Here is a 15,061-nt window from a genome sequence, read left to right on the forward strand (position 1 = left end):
TCATGGCGTAGGACAAACCCGTCAGGAATACCGCCATGGATAGCGACGCGCTATTGCTCGCCCGAATACAGTTCGGCTTCACCATCTCGTTTCACATCATCTTCCCCGCCATCACCATCGGGCTGGCGAGTTACCTCGCCGTGCTGGAAGGGCTGTGGCTGCGCACGCGCAACACCGTCTACCGCGACCTCTACCATTTCTGGACCAAGATCTTCGCCGTCAACTTCGGCATGGGCGTCGTGTCCGGCCTGGTGATGGCTTATCAGTTCGGCACCAACTGGAGCTTCTTTTCCGACTTCGCGGGCAGCGTGACCGGGCCCCTGCTGGCCTATGAGGTATTGACCGCCTTCTTCCTGGAGGCCGGCTTCCTGGGCGTAATGCTGTTCGGCTGGTCGCGCGTGGGGCCGGGCCTGCACTTCTTCTCGACCGTCATGGTCGCGCTCGGCACGCTGGTGTCGGCGACCTGGATCCTGGCCTCCAATAGCTGGATGCAGACGCCCGCCGGCTACGAAATCCTGGACGGACGGGTCGTGCCCACCGACTGGCTGGCGGTGATCTTCAACCCCTCGTTCCCCTACCGCCTCGCCCACATGGGCATCGCCGCTTTCCTGGCCACCGCCCTGATGGTGGGTTCGTCGGGCGCCTGGCACCTGCTGCGCGGCGACCGCAGTCCGGCCGTGAAGAAGATGTTCGCGATGGCCATGGGCATGCTGCTGCTTGTCGCGCCCCTGCAAGCGGTGGTGGGCGACTTCCATGGGCTGAACACGCTAAAGCACCAGCCGGCCAAGATCGCTGCCATCGAAGGGCATTGGAAGAACGAGCCCGGTGCCGGCGTGCCGCTGACGCTGTTCGGCATCCCCGACATGGAGCTCGAGGAAACCCGCTACGCGCTGAACGTTCCGCGCCTGGGCAGCCTGATCCTCACGCACAGCTGGGACGGCCAGTTCCCCGGCCTCAAGTCCTATCCGCCGGAAGACCGCCCCAACGCGACGGCCGTGTTCTGGTCGTTCCGCGTCATGGCCGGGCTGGGCATGCTGATGATCGCGTTGGCCGCCTGGGCGCTGTGGGCGCGCTGGCGCGGCCGGCTGTACGAGGCGCGCTGGCTGCACCGCTACGCCCTGTGGATGGGTCCGTCCGGGCTGATCGCCATCCTGGCGGGCTGGTACGTCACGGAGATCGGACGCCAGCCATGGGTGGTGTATGGCGTGATGCGCACGGCCGACGCGGCCACGCCCCACGGCCTGGGCGAGCTGACGCTGACCCTGGCGCTCTTCGTGGCGGTGTACCTGCTGGTGTTCGGGGCGGGCGTGTCGTACATGCTGCGGCTGATCCGCATGGGGCCCAGCCCCGCCCCCGGCCATTCGCCGCTGTCGGGCGGGCCGGGAGAACCGCGCCAGCCGTCCCGGCCGCTGTCGGCCGCCTCCACCCTGGCGGGCATGCGGCCCGCGCAACGCAAGCATTCGGGAGTCTGACGCCATGGGCATCGACCTTGCACTGGCATGGGCCGTCATCATCCTCTTCGGCGTCATGATGTACGTGATCATGGACGGCTTCGATCTGGGCATCGGCATTCTCTTCCCGCTGATCTCCGACCGCGCGGAACGCGACGTGATGGTCAACACGGTGGCCCCCGTGTGGGACGGCAACGAAACCTGGCTGGTGCTGGGCGGGGCCGGCCTGATGGCGGCCTTCCCGCTGGCCTACTCCGTGATCCTGCACGCGCTGCATCTGCCGCTGGTCTTCATGCTGCTGGGCCTGATCTTCCGCGGCGTGGCGTTCGAATTCCGCTTCAAGGCGGACGAGCGCCATCGCCCCATGTGGGACCGCGCCTTCGTCGCCGGCTCCGTCTGCGCCACCTTCTTCCAGGGCGTCACGCTGGGCGCGTACATCGAAGGCATCCGGGTAGCGGGCCGCGCCTATGACGGCGGGCCCTGGGACTGGATCAGCCCCTTCTCCCTGTTCACGGGCGCGGGACTGGTCGTGGCCTACGCCCTGCTGGGCTGCACCTGGCTCATCATGAAGACCGAAGGGCGCCTGCACCGCCAGATGTGCGCCATCGCGCGTCCGCTCACGCTGGCGCTGCTGGCGGTGATCGCCGCGCTCAGCCTCTGGACGCCGCTCGCTCAGCCGCAGATCGCGCAGCGTTGGTTCAGCCTGCCCAATATGTTCTGGTTCCTTCCCGTGCCCGTGCTGGTGGCGGCCGCCGGCTTCGATCTGATGCGCCGCGTGCGCGGCATGCCGGGCGCCGGCCCCTTCGTCCTCTCGCTGGCTCTCGTGTTCCTGGGCTACAGCGGGCTGGGCATCAGCATCTGGCCCGCCATCATTCCGCCCGACGTATCCATCTGGACCGCATCGGCGCCGCCGCAAAGCCAGGGCTTCGCGCTGGTGGGCGCCCTGGCGATCATTCCGGTCATTCTCATGTACACGGCCTGGTCATACTACGTGTTCCGGGGCAAGGTGCGCACCGGCGAGGAGTTCCACTGATGAACGGTTCCGCTTCCCCCCTGCCCTCGTGGCGCAGCCGGCTGCTCTGGCTGGCGATAATCTGGGCATGCAGCGTGGCGGCGCTGGGCGCGGCCGCCTATGCGCTGCGCCTGATCATGAGATCCATCGGCATGTCCGCCTGAACCGCTCACAAGAACGGACCCTCCCATGAAGCGCTATGAACGGCTGACAGAAGAAATCACCGCCTCGATCCGCTCGGGCCTGCTGCAAGCGGGCGACCGCCTGCCTTCGGTCCGGCAGACCAGCGCCAGCCGCGGCGTGAGCCCGTCGACGGTATTCAAGGCCTACTACCTGCTGGAAGCGCGCGGGCTGATCCGCGCCCGCGACCGCTCCGGCTACTACGTGCAGCGCGCGCCGCATGCCTCCTTGCCGGAGCCGGACGGCCTGTCGAACGCCAGCGCCGGCCGCCATCCGGTGGACGTCAGCGACAACGTGCTGCAGGTGCTCAATGCCACTCTGCGGCGCGACATGCTGCCATTCGGATCCGCCTTTCCCAGCCCCTCGCTGCTGCCTTATGGCCGGCTGGCGAAGTTCATGGCGGCCACGGTCCAGCGCCTGGATCCTTGGGGCTCGATCGACGACCTGAGCCCGGGCGACCCGGCGCTGCGGCGCGCCATCGCGCTGCGCTACCTGGCCGACGGCCTGTCCGTGCCGGTGGACGACATCATCATCACGAACGGCGCGCTGGACGCGCTGAATCTCAGCCTGGCGGCCGTGACCCGGCCTGGCGACGCGGTGATCGTGGAATCCCCCACGTTCTACGCGGCCCTGCAATCGCTGGAGCGCAACCGCCTGCACGCCATCGAAGTGGCCACTCACCCGCGTGAGGGCATAGACCTGCAGGCGCTGGAAGAAGCCATCCTGCGCCACAGGCCGAAAGCCTGCTGGCTCATGACCACGTTCCAGAATCCCTTGGGCAGCCTGATGCCGGACGACAAGAAGGAGGCCTTGGTGCGGCTCCTGTCGCAGCATGGCGTGGCGCTGATCGAGGACGACGTCTACGGCGAACTGTATTTCGGCGAAAACCGGCCCCGCCCCGCCAAGGCCTACGACCGGGAAGGCATCGTGATGCACTGCTCGTCGTTCTCCAAGACCCTGGCGCCCGGGTACCGCGTGGGCTGGGTCGCGGCCGGCCGCTATACGCGCCAGATCATGCGCAATAAGCTCACCACCAGCCTGGCCACTGCGGCGCCCACGCAGGCGGCCATCGCCGCCTATCTGGAAAAAGGCGGCTTCGACCGGCACCTGCGGCAGTTCCGCCAAACCCTGGCCCTGCAGCAGGGCGAGCTGCTCCAGGCCGTCGCCCGCTACTTCCCGAAGGGCACGCGGGCCACCCGGCCTGCGGGAGGGTATTTTGTGTGGGTGGAACTGCCCGCACACATCGACACGCTGAAGGTGCACCGCGCCGCGCTCGGGCACGGCATCAGCATCGCGCCGGGCCCGCTGTTTTCGGCCTCCGGCGCATTCGGCAATTTCCTGCGCCTGAACGGCGGACATCCCTGGAGCCCGGACATGGAGCAGGGCATGGCGACGCTGGGCAAGCTGCTGGCCGGCGGCTGAACCGCGGGCGGCGCTCAGCGTTGTCTCGCGGCCTTCAGCTCGCGGCGCAGGGACTCCGCGTCCGGCCGCAGGGGCAGCGCCAGCCGGCCCTGGCGGTCGATCGCGCCCCAGTCGCCGCCCACCACCATCGAATGCTCGCCTTCCGGCACGATGACGCAGCGGGTGCAGACGGCCGCCAGGCCGCCGCTGAAGGGTTCTGCCCAGGCATAGGACGTGGCCAGCGCAAGGTTCAATCGCCTGTCGTAGTACGCCATGCCTTCCGGACGGCGTCCGCGCGCAAGGCCTTCCTCGAATTCGTCCGGGCCGTTGTCGTACGTCAGGACGGACACCGAGCGGCCATCCGGCCGCACCCAGCGCCAACCGCTGGGAAGGCCGGCGGGCGCCAGCCCGTCGCCGCCGAACTGCATCCGGCGCAGGTATTCGGGATTGAAGACGATGGCGCCGCCCTCTTCACGGGCGCAATGCTCCACGCGCTCGAACACGCCGTCGGCGGTCTTGTCCGCGTAGAAGCACCATAGATCGAAGGCGGAGGCGTTGCCTGTCGCCAGGGCCAGCGTCGTGAGAAGGGCGGAGATCAGCATGCGGCCATTCTAAGACAGGCCGGCGCCCGCCTCTCAGTTCGCCGTGGCGCCCGAATCCTTCACGGCCTTGGCCCAGGCCGCGATTTCCTTCTGGATGAAAGAGCCGAAGGCGGTGGTGTTCAGGTTGGATGCCTGGGCGCCCTCCTCCATCAGCCGCTGCTTGACGGCCGGGGCGGCCAGCGCGCCGCTGAAGGCGTCGTTCAGCCGGGCGACGACCGCGTCGGGCGTGCCCGCGGGCGCGACGATGCCGTGCCACGACACCGCCTGGAAGCCCGGCAGCCCCGATTCCGCCATGGTGGGGATGTCGGGCATGGCCGGCGAGCGCTGCGGCGAGGTCACCGCCAGCGCGCGCAGCGTGCCTGCCTTCACGTGAGGCAGCACGCCGGGAATGGTGGTGAACATGAAATCGATCTGGCCGCCGATCAGGTCGGTGATGGCCGGGCTGCCGCCCTTGTACGGCACGTGCGTGAATTCCAGCTTGGCCGCGCTCTTGAACATCTCGCCGGCCAGATGGCCGGGCGTGCCCGCGCCCGCCGAGCCCATGTTGGTCCGGTCTCCCTGGGACCGTATGTATGTGATCAGCTCCTGCACGTTTCCGGCCTGCACCTGCTTGCCGATCACCAGCACGTTGGGTACGGTGGCCAGCAGCGTGACGGGGGTGAAGTCCTTCACCGCATCGTACGAAATGCGCGAGTACAGGGAGGGGTTGATACCGTGGGTGCTGGCGGTGGCCAGCAGCAGCGTGTAGCCGTCGGGCGCGGACGTCGCCACCTGCTTGGCCGCGATGGTGCCGTTGGCGCCCCCCTTGTTGTCGATGACGATGGTCTGGCCCAGCGTCTTGGCGGCCTCGGCGGCGACGGTGCGCGCCAGGATGTCCGAGGTGCCACCGGCCGAGTGCGGCACGACCAGCGTAATGGGCTTCGCGGGAAAGGATTGCGCCTGGGCGGCCGGCAGCGCCGGCAGCAGACAGGCGGCCAGCGCGGCGCGCGCCAGCAAGGGAGTGCGGAACATTGAAGTCTCCAGGTTTGTTGTCGCTTGCGGCGCCGTGCAAGGCGGCGCCCGCCTCAGGCCGGCATGCGGCCGTTCAATCCGAGCCCAGTTGCAGCTTGTTGGGCTGGCGTTTCTCGATGGACCACTTCAGCAGCGCGGCGGAGCGATAGATGCCGTGGGCGAACTTGCCGTAGGGCAAGGTCAGGAACAGCGCCATCACCACGCCCAGGTGAATCGCCAGCAGCAGCGCCATCGCGCCGCCGTCGCGGCCGGCCAGCAGCGCCAGGCCGGTGGCGCTGGTCAGGAACAGCAGCGCGATGAAGCCCCGATCCATCGGCTTCTGCGCGGCATCGCCCTGCAGCGGGTGGCGCTTTACGTTCAGCCACAGCAGCCCGGCCGGGCCGATCAGCAGCCCGATGCCGCCCGCGGTGCCCAGCAGCACCGGCGCGCTGAGGAAGGGATACGGCGCCTGCTGTCCCAGCAGGTAGTGGTACAGCGTGGCCACGCTGGTGGCCGCGAAGCACAGCATGAAGCCGTAGAAGGTGAAGTGGTGGAAGCGCCGACGCCAGAGCGTGAAGGCGTCGTCCGCGTTATTGCAGCCCTTGCCGTGCCCGCCATCCAGATAGCGCAGGCGCAGCGCGTCGTGCGCGGCCTCGGCCACCGCCGCGCCGGACGCCGCCCCCGGGCTGACGTTGCGCCAGAAACGCGCCACGCCGACGCCCAGGGCCAGCACGGCAAAGCCGAACACCACGCCGAACATCAGCGCCAGCGTGTTGTGCGGGAACACGGCGTAGAAGTTGCCGCCCATCGGCTCGTGGAACAGCCCGCCCGCCATCACCACCGCCAGGACCAGGAACAGCGCCAGTCCGGCCGCGGTGGCCAGGGACAGGGCCAGGCCATTGCGCTTGTACAGCGCCCCCAGGGCGGCAGGCCAGGCGTAGTCGGTATAGGTCTGTACCCGCACACGGGCCATGGCCTGCGGCACGTTCACCGCGAACTCGTGCGGCGGCGCGTACTGGCAGGCATGCAGACAGGCGCCGCAGTTGTGGCAGAGGTTGGCCAGGTAATTGATGTCGGCCTTGCCGAATTCCAGCCGCCGGGTCATGGCGGGGAAGACCGCGCAGAACCCTTCGCAGTACCGGCAGGCATTGCAGATCTGCATGACGCGCGCGACTTCGGATTCGTCGTCCGTCAAGGCGCCGGCCTGCGGCTTGGCGTTCCTGCCGTGCCATTGGATGGTCTGCTCGGCCATGGCCGGCTTCGATTCGGAAAAGGACTGCGCCTCGCGGGCCAGGGCTTCAAGCGGCTTCATGGAATGCTCCCGCGGAGTGCTGGCGGCGCGCGGCGGCAGCCGCCCGGGTGCCGGCGATGCGGCCGAAGGCCGTGCCGATGGACATGCCCACCCCGGCCGTATAGCCCTTGCCCAGCACGTTGCCGGCCATCATTTCGCCGGCGACGAACAGGTTGTCGCTGGGCACGTCGTTGAAACGGACCGCGGCGGTATCGTCCACCTTCAGGCCCAGATAGGTAAAGGTGATGCCGGGTCGCAAGGCGTAGCCGTAGAAAGGCGCGGTGTCGATTGGGCGCGCCCAGTGCGTCTTCGCGGGCGTCAGCCCTTCGGTATGGCAATCGTCCAGCGCGGTATGGTCGAACTTGCCCACGCGACAGGACGCGTTGTACTGCTGGATGGTCTGCTCGAAAGCGGCCGGATCCAGGCCCAGCTTCTCCGCCAGTTCCGGCAAGGTATCGGCCTTCACGCCCGGGAACACCGGCGGCATGAAGCGGCCGACCGCCTTGGCATCGATGATGGAATAGGCGATCTGCCCCGGCTGCATGGCGGTCAGGCGTCCCCAGATGGCGTAGCGCTTGGGCCAGAAATCCTCGCCCTCATCGTAGAAGCGCTGGGCGTCCCGATTGACCACCACGCCCAGCGACACGCAATCGATGCGCGTGCAGATGCCGCCGTCGTACAAGGGCGCGCGGGCGTCGATGGCCACGCAATGGGATTGGGACGGGTCGCCGATGCCGTCCGCGCCGGCGTCGAGCATGAACTTCAGGAGCACGCCCATGTTGAAGCGCGTGCCCCGGATCAGGAAGTTGTCGGCCGGCCACTCGCCGCGCTCGTTCTGGCCCCAGGCCTCCCTCAGCCATTCACGGTTGGACTCGAAGCCCCCCGCGGCCAGCACACAGGCGCGCGCCTCGATACGCTCGCCGCCGATGCGGGCCGCCACGAAGCGCCCGCCGTCCAGCTCCAGCGAATCGACCGGGGCGTTGTAGCGGACCTGCACGCCCAGCGCCTCGGCGCTGCGGTAATAGGCATTGACCAGCGCCTTGCCTCCCCCCATGAAGAAGGCGTTGGTGCGGGCCACGTGCAACGCGCCGGACAGCGGCGGCTGGAAGTTCACGCCATGGCGGCGCATCCAGTCGCGACAGGTGGAGGATTCCCGGATGACCAGGCGCGCCAGGTGCTCGTTGGTCAGCCCGCCCGTCACCTTCAGCAGGTCCTGCCAGTATTCCTCTTCGGGGTAGGCGTCGACCAGCACGTCCTGCGGCGCGTCGTGCATGCAGCGCAGATTGCGCGTGTGCTGCGAATTGCCGCCGCGCCATTCGCGCGGCGCCGCTTCCAGCAGCAGCACGCTGGCGCCGGCTTCGCGCGCCATCAGGGCCGCGCACAACGCCGCGTTGCCCCCTCCTATCACCAAGACGTCGACCATGCCATTGTTCCCAATTCAAGGAACGGACTGTATCGGGCCCGGCGGCCCGCCGATATCAGCCAGGCGTCAACAGGTCTTCATGAATCGTGAAGAGCCACGACCGCCCATTTGCCTTCGCGCACCAGCGCGCGCGAAACCTCGGCCAGCACCAGGCGGGCCGCCAGCGCGGCCGGCGACAGTTCGTCCTCCGACAGGCTGGCCAGCAGATTGGGGCGGAACAGGTGCGCATCGTCGATCCTCGCCATGTGCAACTGGCCGGGCGCGATGCGCGCCATGGCGGAACTGGGCTGGATGGTGGCGCCCTGCCCCAACTGCACTACGTCCATCAGCACCGGCAGGCCGTCCACCTCCACGGCCACCAGGGGCGTCCGCCCCGACTGCAGGAAGGCGTTGTTCAGCAGCGCCCGCAGACCGTGGCGACCGCTGGGCAGCACCAGCGGCAGATGCGCGATGGCGTCGATATGTGTCGTTTCGCCCGCGGGCAGGCCGGGCATGTCCGGTCGGGCCAGCAGGAACAGCGGTTCGTCCAGCAGCGGCACGACGCTCCAGCGGCGCGCGGATTCCGCCTGGAACACGATCGCCAGGTCCAGCTGGCGGCCGTTGAGCATGTCGCTGAGGTGGCCGGACAGGGCTTCCACGAGGTGCAAGCGGATGTCCGGGTAGCGTTCGCGCATGGCCTGCACGAACGGCGCCCCCAGGATCGCGGCCGTGGTGGACGGCAGGCCCACGCTGACATGCCCGGCCAGGCGCGCCTGCTGCGCCGCCTGCACGGCGTCGTCGGCGTGGCGCAGCGCCAATTGCGCCTGCCGGAAGAACGCCAGGCCCGCATCCGTCGGCACCACGCCGCTGGCGCTGCGCTGCAGGAGCCGGGTGGAGAGTTCGCCCTCCAGCCGGCTGATCTGCTGGCTGAGCGCGGAGGTCACCATGCCGATGGACTGCGCCGCGCGGCCGATGCTGCCCGCCTCGACGACGCGGACAAAATAGCGGAGCTGGCGCAGTTCCATGGATGCGGGACCTGTTCTGACGGGTAGCGGCTGGGCCTAGCCCGGGATGGCCAGGCCCTTGACCACGGCCGGCCGCGCGACGAACGCCTCCAGCACGCGGGCGACGTTCTTGAACCGTGAGAATCCCACCAGCTCGCCCGCGCCATAAAAGCCCACCAGGTTGCGTACCCAGGGCAGGATGGCGATGTCGGCGATGGTGTATTGGTCGCCCATCACCCAGTCGCGCCCCTCCAGCCGCTGGTCCAGCACGCCCAGGAGGCGCTTGGATTCGTCCACGTAGCGGTCGCGCGGGCGCTTGTCCTCGTAATCCTTGCCGGCGAACTTATGGAAGAAGCCGAGTTGGCCGAACATCGGACCGATGCCGCCCATCTGGAACATCACCCACTGCAGCGTTTCGTACCGGCCGGCCGTGTCCGCCGGGATGAACTGCCCGGCCTTGCCGGCCAGGTAAACCAGGATGGCCCCGGACTCGAACAGGCCCAGCGGCTTGCCGTCGGGCCCGTTGGGGTCCAGGATGGCCGGAATCTTGTTGTTGGGGCTGAGCGACAGGAATTCCGGCGAGAACTGGTCCTTGGAATCGAAGCTGACGCGGTGCGCCTCGTACGGCAGGCCGGTCTCTTCCAGCATGATGGATGCCTTCACGCCATTGGGCGTGGGCAGCGAATACAGCTGGATGCGGTCGGGATGCCGGGCGGGCCATTTCTGGGTAATGGCAAAGGAACTGAGGTCGGCCATGCGGAATTCTCCGAGGGAGGCGGGGGAAGTGGCGGTAATCCTAGCGCAAAACCCTGTCCGCGGGCGACCGGGAAGCGGGCCCCTAGCGCAGATCCTCGGGGTTCATGGAAGCATCCCGGACGAACCTGTCGCCGGGTTCAGGCTGAAGCGCGGCCTCGATCTCCGGCGGAAATGCCGGAATCGTGCTCGTCCGCATGACCGCCCAGCGCAGCGCCGCATGCACATAATTGAATGGCGCCATGAGCAGATACATGAAGGCGGGGCTTTGCGCGTCGTTGGCGAAAATGCGCTCTTTGCAGAACGCGAAACTCTCGCGCCTGCCGTCCACCGGCATGCAGAACAACACCGCAGCCAGCACGGCCTGCGGCCCCTCCTCCATGTAACGGCGCAGGAATTCCCAGTGGGAATGCGCGTTTTCGATGCGGCTGGTGACGATGCAGAATGCAAACGTTTCCTTGACCGTGACCCCGTCGTCTTCCAGGATCAGGCCCCGGATGTCCCAATTGAGCCAGCCGAAGGCCCCCCTTCCCCGGCCCAGGGTGAAAAAGATCTTGTCCCAGGGCGCCGTCAGAACGCTCCCGTCCAGCCGGAACACGTGTACCAGCCGATGCTTGCGGTCCAGCACGATGGGATAGTGGGTCCAGCGGAACATCTCCTTGCATGCCACCCAGGCGCTCGCGGCAGCCAGCGCCGCGCTCATCCCCATGCTGATGAAGACGGCCTCCCAGAGCCCGTTCTCATTGGGCAGCTCGCCCACCACCAGAATCCAGGCCAGCATCAGGATGCCGCCCACGCCGAAGGCCACGCCTATCGATCCCAACATGGCCACGAAACCCCGCCAGCCATACCACCGGTCCACCGAAACCAGGCAATTGGAATTCATTTTCACGACACAGAGCTGAGCCAGCAACGGAACGTCCAGACGTTTTTTCTGAAGCAGGCGGTGTATGCGGTCGAACTCATCCAGCGGCCGACCGTTGGGGAACCTGGACATAAAGCCGGTGTAATCCATCAACGCTCCGAAACGCCGGGCGCGGCGCGCCCATGCTGACGACTGAATTGCGCCATGCCCGCCCGGCTCGCCGACACCGCTGCGGCGCCGAGCCCGCCCCCGATCTGACCCAATACGACGTCACGCGTACGGCGAGACCGCTTCAGATCGCCGATATGCCCGCGCAATGTCTGGAGGGTAGTTTTCATCATCAGAACCTGAAATAGCGCAACCCCATGACCGGCGCTTGTTCCGCGCCTGCTACTTCCAACTTTGCCGCTGTTGATGCCGCTCGGCCGCACGCTGGTACTTGGCGTCGTCCTGGGCGAACTCGCCCATGAACGTCGGCTCCGGCAGGCGGTACGGATCGTCGGGGTCAATGGCGCAGCCCGCTTCCACTTCCGGTGGCCAAACCGGCTTGCGGCAGCTCTTGAAGGTCAGCCAACGGCTCAACGTAAGCAGGCCGTAGATCGGGAACAGCAGGAATCTGAACTTGTACAGGCCGGTGCCCAACGCATGGCAAACCCACATGTAGCAATTGAGCCACGTCCCCTGCGGCGACAGGGTGATGACGCGATCCTGAGGGTGGTCGAAGGCATTCTCCGGCCCTTCCTCCATATATCGGCGGATTAGCTCCCATTCTCCGCGAACGCGGTTTTCGTGCCACCAATAATGGCCCACGGTAAATGTCTGCGTCACCTGATCGTCTTTTAGGACATGGCAACGCAGATCGCGAAGCTCCCTGTTCTGGCTACCGCGCCCAATGTGAAAAAAAACGGAGGCGTCGCCCCAAGGGACGGTAACCGTGCCGCCAGCCCCTTCATGCACGAAAAAATGCACCTGCCGTGTCTTGCGGTTAAAGCGCACCGGATAGTACGTATAGGCGAACAGATCGTTGCGCAGATGGATACGCCAGAAAAAATATGCAAGCCCGGAAGTCAGGACGGTGAGGAAGGCCGTTGCCAGAACATACTCATTGAGGGTGTAGCCCCCCGCGGCATATCGTCCGTAGGACACAATGGCGAGGATCGCATTGAACAGCACGAAGCCGATGGCCGCCACACCAGACACCAACGTGGCGGCCATGCCCTTGACCTTGAACGTGCGGTTCACGAACTCCAGGAACGTCGAATTGAATCGAATCATTCCCAGCTCGTCGTCAGGCACGACAGGCTGAGCGGCCTTGTACGCCAGGTGCTGTTGCCGTTCTTCTGGCTCCAATGGGCGATTGAGCCTGAACGTCGGATACCACCCTGTCAGCATGTCAGCTTGCCTTTCCAAAGGTTCCCATGTCGTCGACCGCTCCCATCAGACTCGTCGCAAAGTAACGACTGTGCCACAACTGCGTCTGCCACCGATCTTCCTGCACTATTTCTGGAGGTTCATTTCCATCGTCAGTATCTGAAATAGCGCAAGCCGTAGTCCCGGCCATCACCCGGCTTTCGCTTCCTTTTGGATATCGCGCGCAGATTCAGCTTGCTAGGGTTATTCCACCCGAAACCCCGAAAAACCACTTCAGCGAATCGGGCGAACCCTTCCGTCTTGCGTCCGGCAAGCCATGTAAAAAAAACGCTGACACCCAACAGGCCGGGTAGCATGTAGCCAAAGTAACCGGCATACGCCGAAGCTTGTCCACTCCAGCTAAAGTTACCCCGGTTCACTGCCTGGATTAGATCGAAGATTAGTATGACGATGAACGTGAAACCCATAATTGCAGCCCAAACGCGAAAGGTCGAAAAATAATGCGACCATCGCCCCTCAAAGCAGTGGGGATAGACCGCGACCAAACCATCCGACTCGCGACGAACTCCCAGCGCTGACCACGGACCAGTCTCCGAAGGCTCCGCCACGACCTCAACCTCGTCTCCGTTGCTGAAGGGAAACTTCCAGAACCAACCGCGCAACGGCTTCCCGTCCAGCACGAACTCAACATAGTCGGCCGTTTCCGTGGTGTCCAAGGTGGCGATCGAGATAGCCGCACCGCCCATCCCCGCCAAGCTTGCCGACACTGCCGCCGGCCCGACCCCACCGCCAATCTGGCTCATCACGAAGTCACGCGTACGACAAGACCGCTTCAGCTCCCCGATATGTCCACTCAACTTCCGGAAGTTTGTTTCCATCATCAATATCGGAAATAGCGCACGCCGTAGTCGCGACCGTCACCCTCTCGACGCTGACGCCTGGATGTCTGGCGCAGATTGATTCGACTGGCATTAGCCCAGCCGAACCCGTTGAAAATATTCTCCGCAATCCTCGCGAATCCTTCGGTCTTGCGTCCACCTCGCCAGGCAAGGAACCCGAAGACAAGCACAACGATCGGCAACGACTGCGTTAGATAAAACACGTAGGCCGAAAGCTGCTCCTCCACGCTGAACGTTCCCTCGAATATCGAAAAGACAGCGTCCAACACCATCAGGAACAGGAAGATCGAACCAATTACGACACCCCAGAACCTAAATGTGGAAACGTAATGCGCCCAACGTCCTTCGAAGCAGTGGGGATAGACCGCCACCAAGGCGTCGGCTTGACGCCGCGCGCCATAAGCCGTCCATCCATCTTCGGAACGCTCCGCCACCACCTCCACCTCATCTCCCTCTTGGAAAGGAAAGCTCCAAAACCAACCTCGAACGGACTCTCCATTCAGCGAGAACTCGACGAAATCAGCTTTTTCATTGCTATCAATAGAGGCTATTGAAATAGCTGCGCCACCCATGCCCGCCAAACTAGCCGACACTGCAGACGCCTCGACTCCACCTCCAATCTGGCTCATCACGAAATCACGGCTACGCCGCGACCGCGTCAGCCCCTCGATCTTCCCGCACAGTTTGTGGAGGTTCGTTTTCATCATCAGAATCTGAAATAGCGCATTCCGTAGTCGCGGCCACAGCCCGGCTTTCGCATCGAACCCTTGCACACGTGTCGACCTCGCGCACACGGCCTGAGGTCGCCGGCGTCCTGGCAAGCCATGACCGGCGCTCGTTCCGCGCCTGCTACTTCCAACTTTGCCGCTGTTGATGCCGCTCGGCCGCACGCTGGTACTTGGCGTCGTCCTGGGCGAACTCGCCCATGAACGCCGGCTCCGGCAGGCGGTAGGGATCGTCGGGTTCAGTGGCGCAGCTCGCCTCCACTTCCGGCGGCCAGACCGGCTTGCGGCAGCTCTTGAACGTCAGCCAACGACTCAATGTAAGCAGGCCGTAGATCGGGAACAGCAGGAACCTGACCTTGTACAGGCCGGTGCCCAACGCATGGCAAACCCACATGTAGCAGTTGAGCCACGACCCCTGCGGCGACAGGGTGATGACGCGATCCTGGGGGTGGTCGAAGGCATTCTCCGGCCCATCTTCCATATATCGGCGGATAAGCTCCCACTCTCCACGCACATGATTTTCGTGCCGCCAATAATGGCCCACGGTAAACGTGTGCGTCACCAGATCGTCTTTTAGAACGTGGCAGCGTAGATCGCGGAGCTCCTTGTCCTGACTACCGCGCCCAATGTGGAAGAATGTACTCGGACGTCCCCATGGAACCGTTACCGTACCGCCCGGACCATTGTGCACAAAAAAATGAATGCACTGTGCCTTTCGGTTGAATCTGACGGGATTAAATTTATAGGCACATAGATCGAACCGAAGAAAAATCATCCAGAAGAATGCCGATGCGCCAACGGCCACGCCTCCAAGAATCAAGAAGACTGCTGCCTTTTCCAGCATGCTTCCTGGGGTCCGCCAAAAATTGAAAACGAACAGCACGAACAACGCTAACAGGAATAGAGAGATTGAACTCAGAACGAGTGTGGCCGCCATCCCCTTTATTCTGAAACGCCGATCCACGAACTCTACAAAAGTGGAGTTAAACCGTATCATCGCTATCGCATCATCAGGTTCGAGCAACTGAGGGACCTCATAAGAAAGGTGCGCCTGCTTTTCTTCCTGTTCCAACGGACGATTGCACTTAAATGAGGGATACGTACCCGTCAGCATG

The 15,061-nt window shown here is 65.0% G+C and carries 16 protein-coding genes; 5 read left to right on the top strand and 11 right to left on the bottom strand.

The window, feature by feature from the left end:
* Nucleotides 1–35 precede the first annotated feature (35 nt).
* The 4 genes from ACN6PJ_RS04565 to ACN6PJ_RS04580 are packed head-to-tail and all read left to right on the top strand — an operon-like array spanning nucleotide 36 to nucleotide 4,065.
* Nucleotides 36–1,472 carry a cytochrome ubiquinol oxidase subunit I gene (locus ACN6PJ_RS04565; RefSeq protein WP_427994713.1) on the top strand — a complete coding sequence of 479 codons (1,437 nt, stop codon included), beginning with the start codon at nucleotides 36–38 and terminating at the stop codon, nucleotides 1,470–1,472.
* 4 nt (nucleotides 1,473–1,476) lie between these two features.
* Nucleotides 1,477–2,484 carry a cytochrome d ubiquinol oxidase subunit II gene (gene cydB, locus ACN6PJ_RS04570; protein ID WP_427994714.1) on the top strand — a complete coding sequence of 336 codons (1,008 nt, stop codon included), beginning with the start codon at nucleotides 1,477–1,479 and terminating at the stop codon, nucleotides 2,482–2,484.
* Nucleotides 2,484–2,627 (top strand): DUF2474 family protein, encoded by a 144-nt coding sequence (locus ACN6PJ_RS04575; RefSeq protein ID WP_427994715.1) that lies wholly within the window; start codon nucleotides 2,484–2,486, stop codon nucleotides 2,625–2,627. The genes cydB and ACN6PJ_RS04575 overlap by 1 nt, the downstream gene beginning before the upstream one ends.
* Before the next feature lie 25 nt (nucleotides 2,628–2,652).
* Nucleotides 2,653–4,065, top strand: coding sequence for a PLP-dependent aminotransferase family protein (locus ACN6PJ_RS04580; protein WP_427994716.1), 1,413 nt, complete (start codon nucleotides 2,653–2,655; stop codon nucleotides 4,063–4,065).
* A 14-nt stretch (nucleotides 4,066–4,079) separates the two neighbouring features.
* On the opposite strand, the gene ACN6PJ_RS04585 is transcribed toward ACN6PJ_RS04580, so the two are convergent.
* The 7 genes from ACN6PJ_RS04585 to ACN6PJ_RS04615 form a co-directional block, all read right to left on the bottom strand.
* Nucleotides 4,080–4,646, bottom strand: a complete 567-nt coding sequence (locus ACN6PJ_RS04585; RefSeq protein ID WP_427994717.1) for a hypothetical protein — start codon at nucleotides 4,644–4,646, stop codon at nucleotides 4,080–4,082.
* A 33-nt stretch (nucleotides 4,647–4,679) separates the two neighbouring features.
* Complete coding sequence (locus tag ACN6PJ_RS04590; RefSeq protein WP_427994718.1) at nucleotides 4,680–5,657, bottom strand: Bug family tripartite tricarboxylate transporter substrate binding protein; 978 nt, start codon at nucleotides 5,655–5,657, stop codon at nucleotides 4,680–4,682.
* A 73-nt stretch (nucleotides 5,658–5,730) separates the two neighbouring features.
* A complete protein-coding gene (gene tcuB / locus ACN6PJ_RS04595) occupies nucleotides 5,731–6,948 on the bottom strand; it encodes a tricarballylate utilization 4Fe-4S protein TcuB (RefSeq protein ID WP_427994719.1) in 1,218 nt (405 codons plus the stop codon).
* Nucleotides 6,935–8,350: an FAD-dependent tricarballylate dehydrogenase TcuA gene (gene tcuA, locus ACN6PJ_RS04600; protein WP_427994720.1), complete on the bottom strand. Its 1,416-nt coding sequence runs from the start codon at nucleotides 8,348–8,350 to the stop codon at nucleotides 6,935–6,937. The genes tcuB and tcuA overlap by 14 nt, the downstream gene beginning before the upstream one ends.
* 77 nt (nucleotides 8,351–8,427) lie before the next feature.
* Nucleotides 8,428–9,354 (bottom strand): LysR family transcriptional regulator, encoded by a 927-nt coding sequence (locus ACN6PJ_RS04605; RefSeq protein WP_427994721.1) that lies wholly within the window; start codon nucleotides 9,352–9,354, stop codon nucleotides 8,428–8,430.
* A gap of 36 nt (nucleotides 9,355–9,390) precedes the next feature.
* On the bottom strand, nucleotides 9,391–10,089 hold the full coding sequence (locus ACN6PJ_RS04610) for a glutathione binding-like protein (protein WP_427994722.1): 699 nt from the start codon (nucleotides 10,087–10,089) through the stop codon (nucleotides 9,391–9,393).
* An 82-nt stretch (nucleotides 10,090–10,171) separates the two neighbouring features.
* Nucleotides 10,172–11,083 carry a DUF6708 domain-containing protein gene (locus tag ACN6PJ_RS04615; RefSeq protein ID WP_427994723.1) on the bottom strand — a complete coding sequence of 304 codons (912 nt, stop codon included), beginning with the start codon at nucleotides 11,081–11,083 and terminating at the stop codon, nucleotides 10,172–10,174.
* A gap of 50 nt (nucleotides 11,084–11,133) precedes the next feature.
* Here ACN6PJ_RS04615 and ACN6PJ_RS04620 point away from each other — a divergent pair, with 50 nt between their 5' ends.
* Nucleotides 11,134–11,307, top strand: coding sequence for a hypothetical protein (locus ACN6PJ_RS04620; RefSeq protein WP_427994724.1), 174 nt, complete (start codon nucleotides 11,134–11,136; stop codon nucleotides 11,305–11,307).
* A 34-nt stretch (nucleotides 11,308–11,341) separates the two neighbouring features.
* On the opposite strand, the gene ACN6PJ_RS04625 is transcribed toward ACN6PJ_RS04620, so the two are convergent.
* The 4 genes from ACN6PJ_RS04625 to ACN6PJ_RS04640 form a co-directional block, all read right to left on the bottom strand.
* Nucleotides 11,342–12,343, bottom strand: coding sequence for a DUF6708 domain-containing protein (locus tag ACN6PJ_RS04625; protein ID WP_427994725.1), 1,002 nt, complete (start codon nucleotides 12,341–12,343; stop codon nucleotides 11,342–11,344).
* A 131-nt stretch (nucleotides 12,344–12,474) separates the two neighbouring features.
* Complete coding sequence (locus ACN6PJ_RS04630) at nucleotides 12,475–13,203, bottom strand: putative type VI secretion system effector (protein ID WP_427994726.1); 729 nt, start codon at nucleotides 13,201–13,203, stop codon at nucleotides 12,475–12,477.
* Nucleotides 13,203–13,928 (bottom strand): putative type VI secretion system effector, encoded by a 726-nt coding sequence (locus ACN6PJ_RS04635; protein ID WP_427994727.1) that lies wholly within the window; start codon nucleotides 13,926–13,928, stop codon nucleotides 13,203–13,205. The genes ACN6PJ_RS04630 and ACN6PJ_RS04635 overlap by 1 nt, the downstream gene beginning before the upstream one ends.
* A 142-nt stretch (nucleotides 13,929–14,070) precedes the next feature.
* Nucleotides 14,071–15,060 (bottom strand): DUF6708 domain-containing protein, encoded by a 990-nt coding sequence (locus tag ACN6PJ_RS04640; RefSeq protein WP_427994728.1) that lies wholly within the window; start codon nucleotides 15,058–15,060, stop codon nucleotides 14,071–14,073.
* Nucleotide 15,061 lies beyond the last annotated feature (1 nt).

Origin of the sequence: Achromobacter sp. (assembly GCF_050285585.1) — a bacterium.
Lineage (GTDB): Bacteria > Pseudomonadota > Gammaproteobacteria > Burkholderiales > Burkholderiaceae_B > Achromobacter.

Coding starts and splice junctions, on each gene's coding strand:
- ACN6PJ_RS04620 (WP_427994724.1), top strand. CDS start 11,134: ATGCTGACGACTGAATTGCGCCATGCCCGCCCGGCTCGCCGACACCGC.
- ACN6PJ_RS04575 (WP_427994715.1), top strand. CDS start 2,484: ATGAACGGTTCCGCTTCCCCCCTGCCCTCGTGGCGCAGCCGGCTGCTC.
- ACN6PJ_RS04610 (WP_427994722.1), bottom strand. CDS start 10,089: ATGGCCGACCTCAGTTCCTTTGCCATTACCCAGAAATGGCCCGCCCGG.
- ACN6PJ_RS04585 (WP_427994717.1), bottom strand. CDS start 4,646: ATGCTGATCTCCGCCCTTCTCACGACGCTGGCCCTGGCGACAGGCAAC.
- ACN6PJ_RS04630 (WP_427994726.1), bottom strand. CDS start 13,203: ATGATGGAAACAAACTTCCGGAAGTTGAGTGGACATATCGGGGAGCTG.
- tcuA (WP_427994720.1), bottom strand. CDS start 8,350: ATGGTCGACGTCTTGGTGATAGGAGGGGGCAACGCGGCGTTGTGCGCG.
- ACN6PJ_RS04635 (WP_427994727.1), bottom strand. CDS start 13,928: ATGATGAAAACGAACCTCCACAAACTGTGCGGGAAGATCGAGGGGCTG.
- ACN6PJ_RS04590 (WP_427994718.1), bottom strand. CDS start 5,657: ATGTTCCGCACTCCCTTGCTGGCGCGCGCCGCGCTGGCCGCCTGTCTG.
- cydB (WP_427994714.1), top strand. CDS start 1,477: ATGGGCATCGACCTTGCACTGGCATGGGCCGTCATCATCCTCTTCGGC.
- ACN6PJ_RS04565 (WP_427994713.1), top strand. CDS start 36: ATGGATAGCGACGCGCTATTGCTCGCCCGAATACAGTTCGGCTTCACC.
- tcuB (WP_427994719.1), bottom strand. CDS start 6,948: ATGAAGCCGCTTGAAGCCCTGGCCCGCGAGGCGCAGTCCTTTTCCGAA.
- ACN6PJ_RS04580 (WP_427994716.1), top strand. CDS start 2,653: ATGAAGCGCTATGAACGGCTGACAGAAGAAATCACCGCCTCGATCCGC.
- ACN6PJ_RS04615 (WP_427994723.1), bottom strand. CDS start 11,083: ATGTCCAGGTTCCCCAACGGTCGGCCGCTGGATGAGTTCGACCGCATA.
- ACN6PJ_RS04640 (WP_427994728.1), bottom strand. CDS start 15,060: ATGCTGACGGGTACGTATCCCTCATTTAAGTGCAATCGTCCGTTGGAA.
- ACN6PJ_RS04605 (WP_427994721.1), bottom strand. CDS start 9,354: ATGGAACTGCGCCAGCTCCGCTATTTTGTCCGCGTCGTCGAGGCGGGC.
- ACN6PJ_RS04625 (WP_427994725.1), bottom strand. CDS start 12,343: ATGCTGACAGGGTGGTATCCGACGTTCAGGCTCAATCGCCCATTGGAG.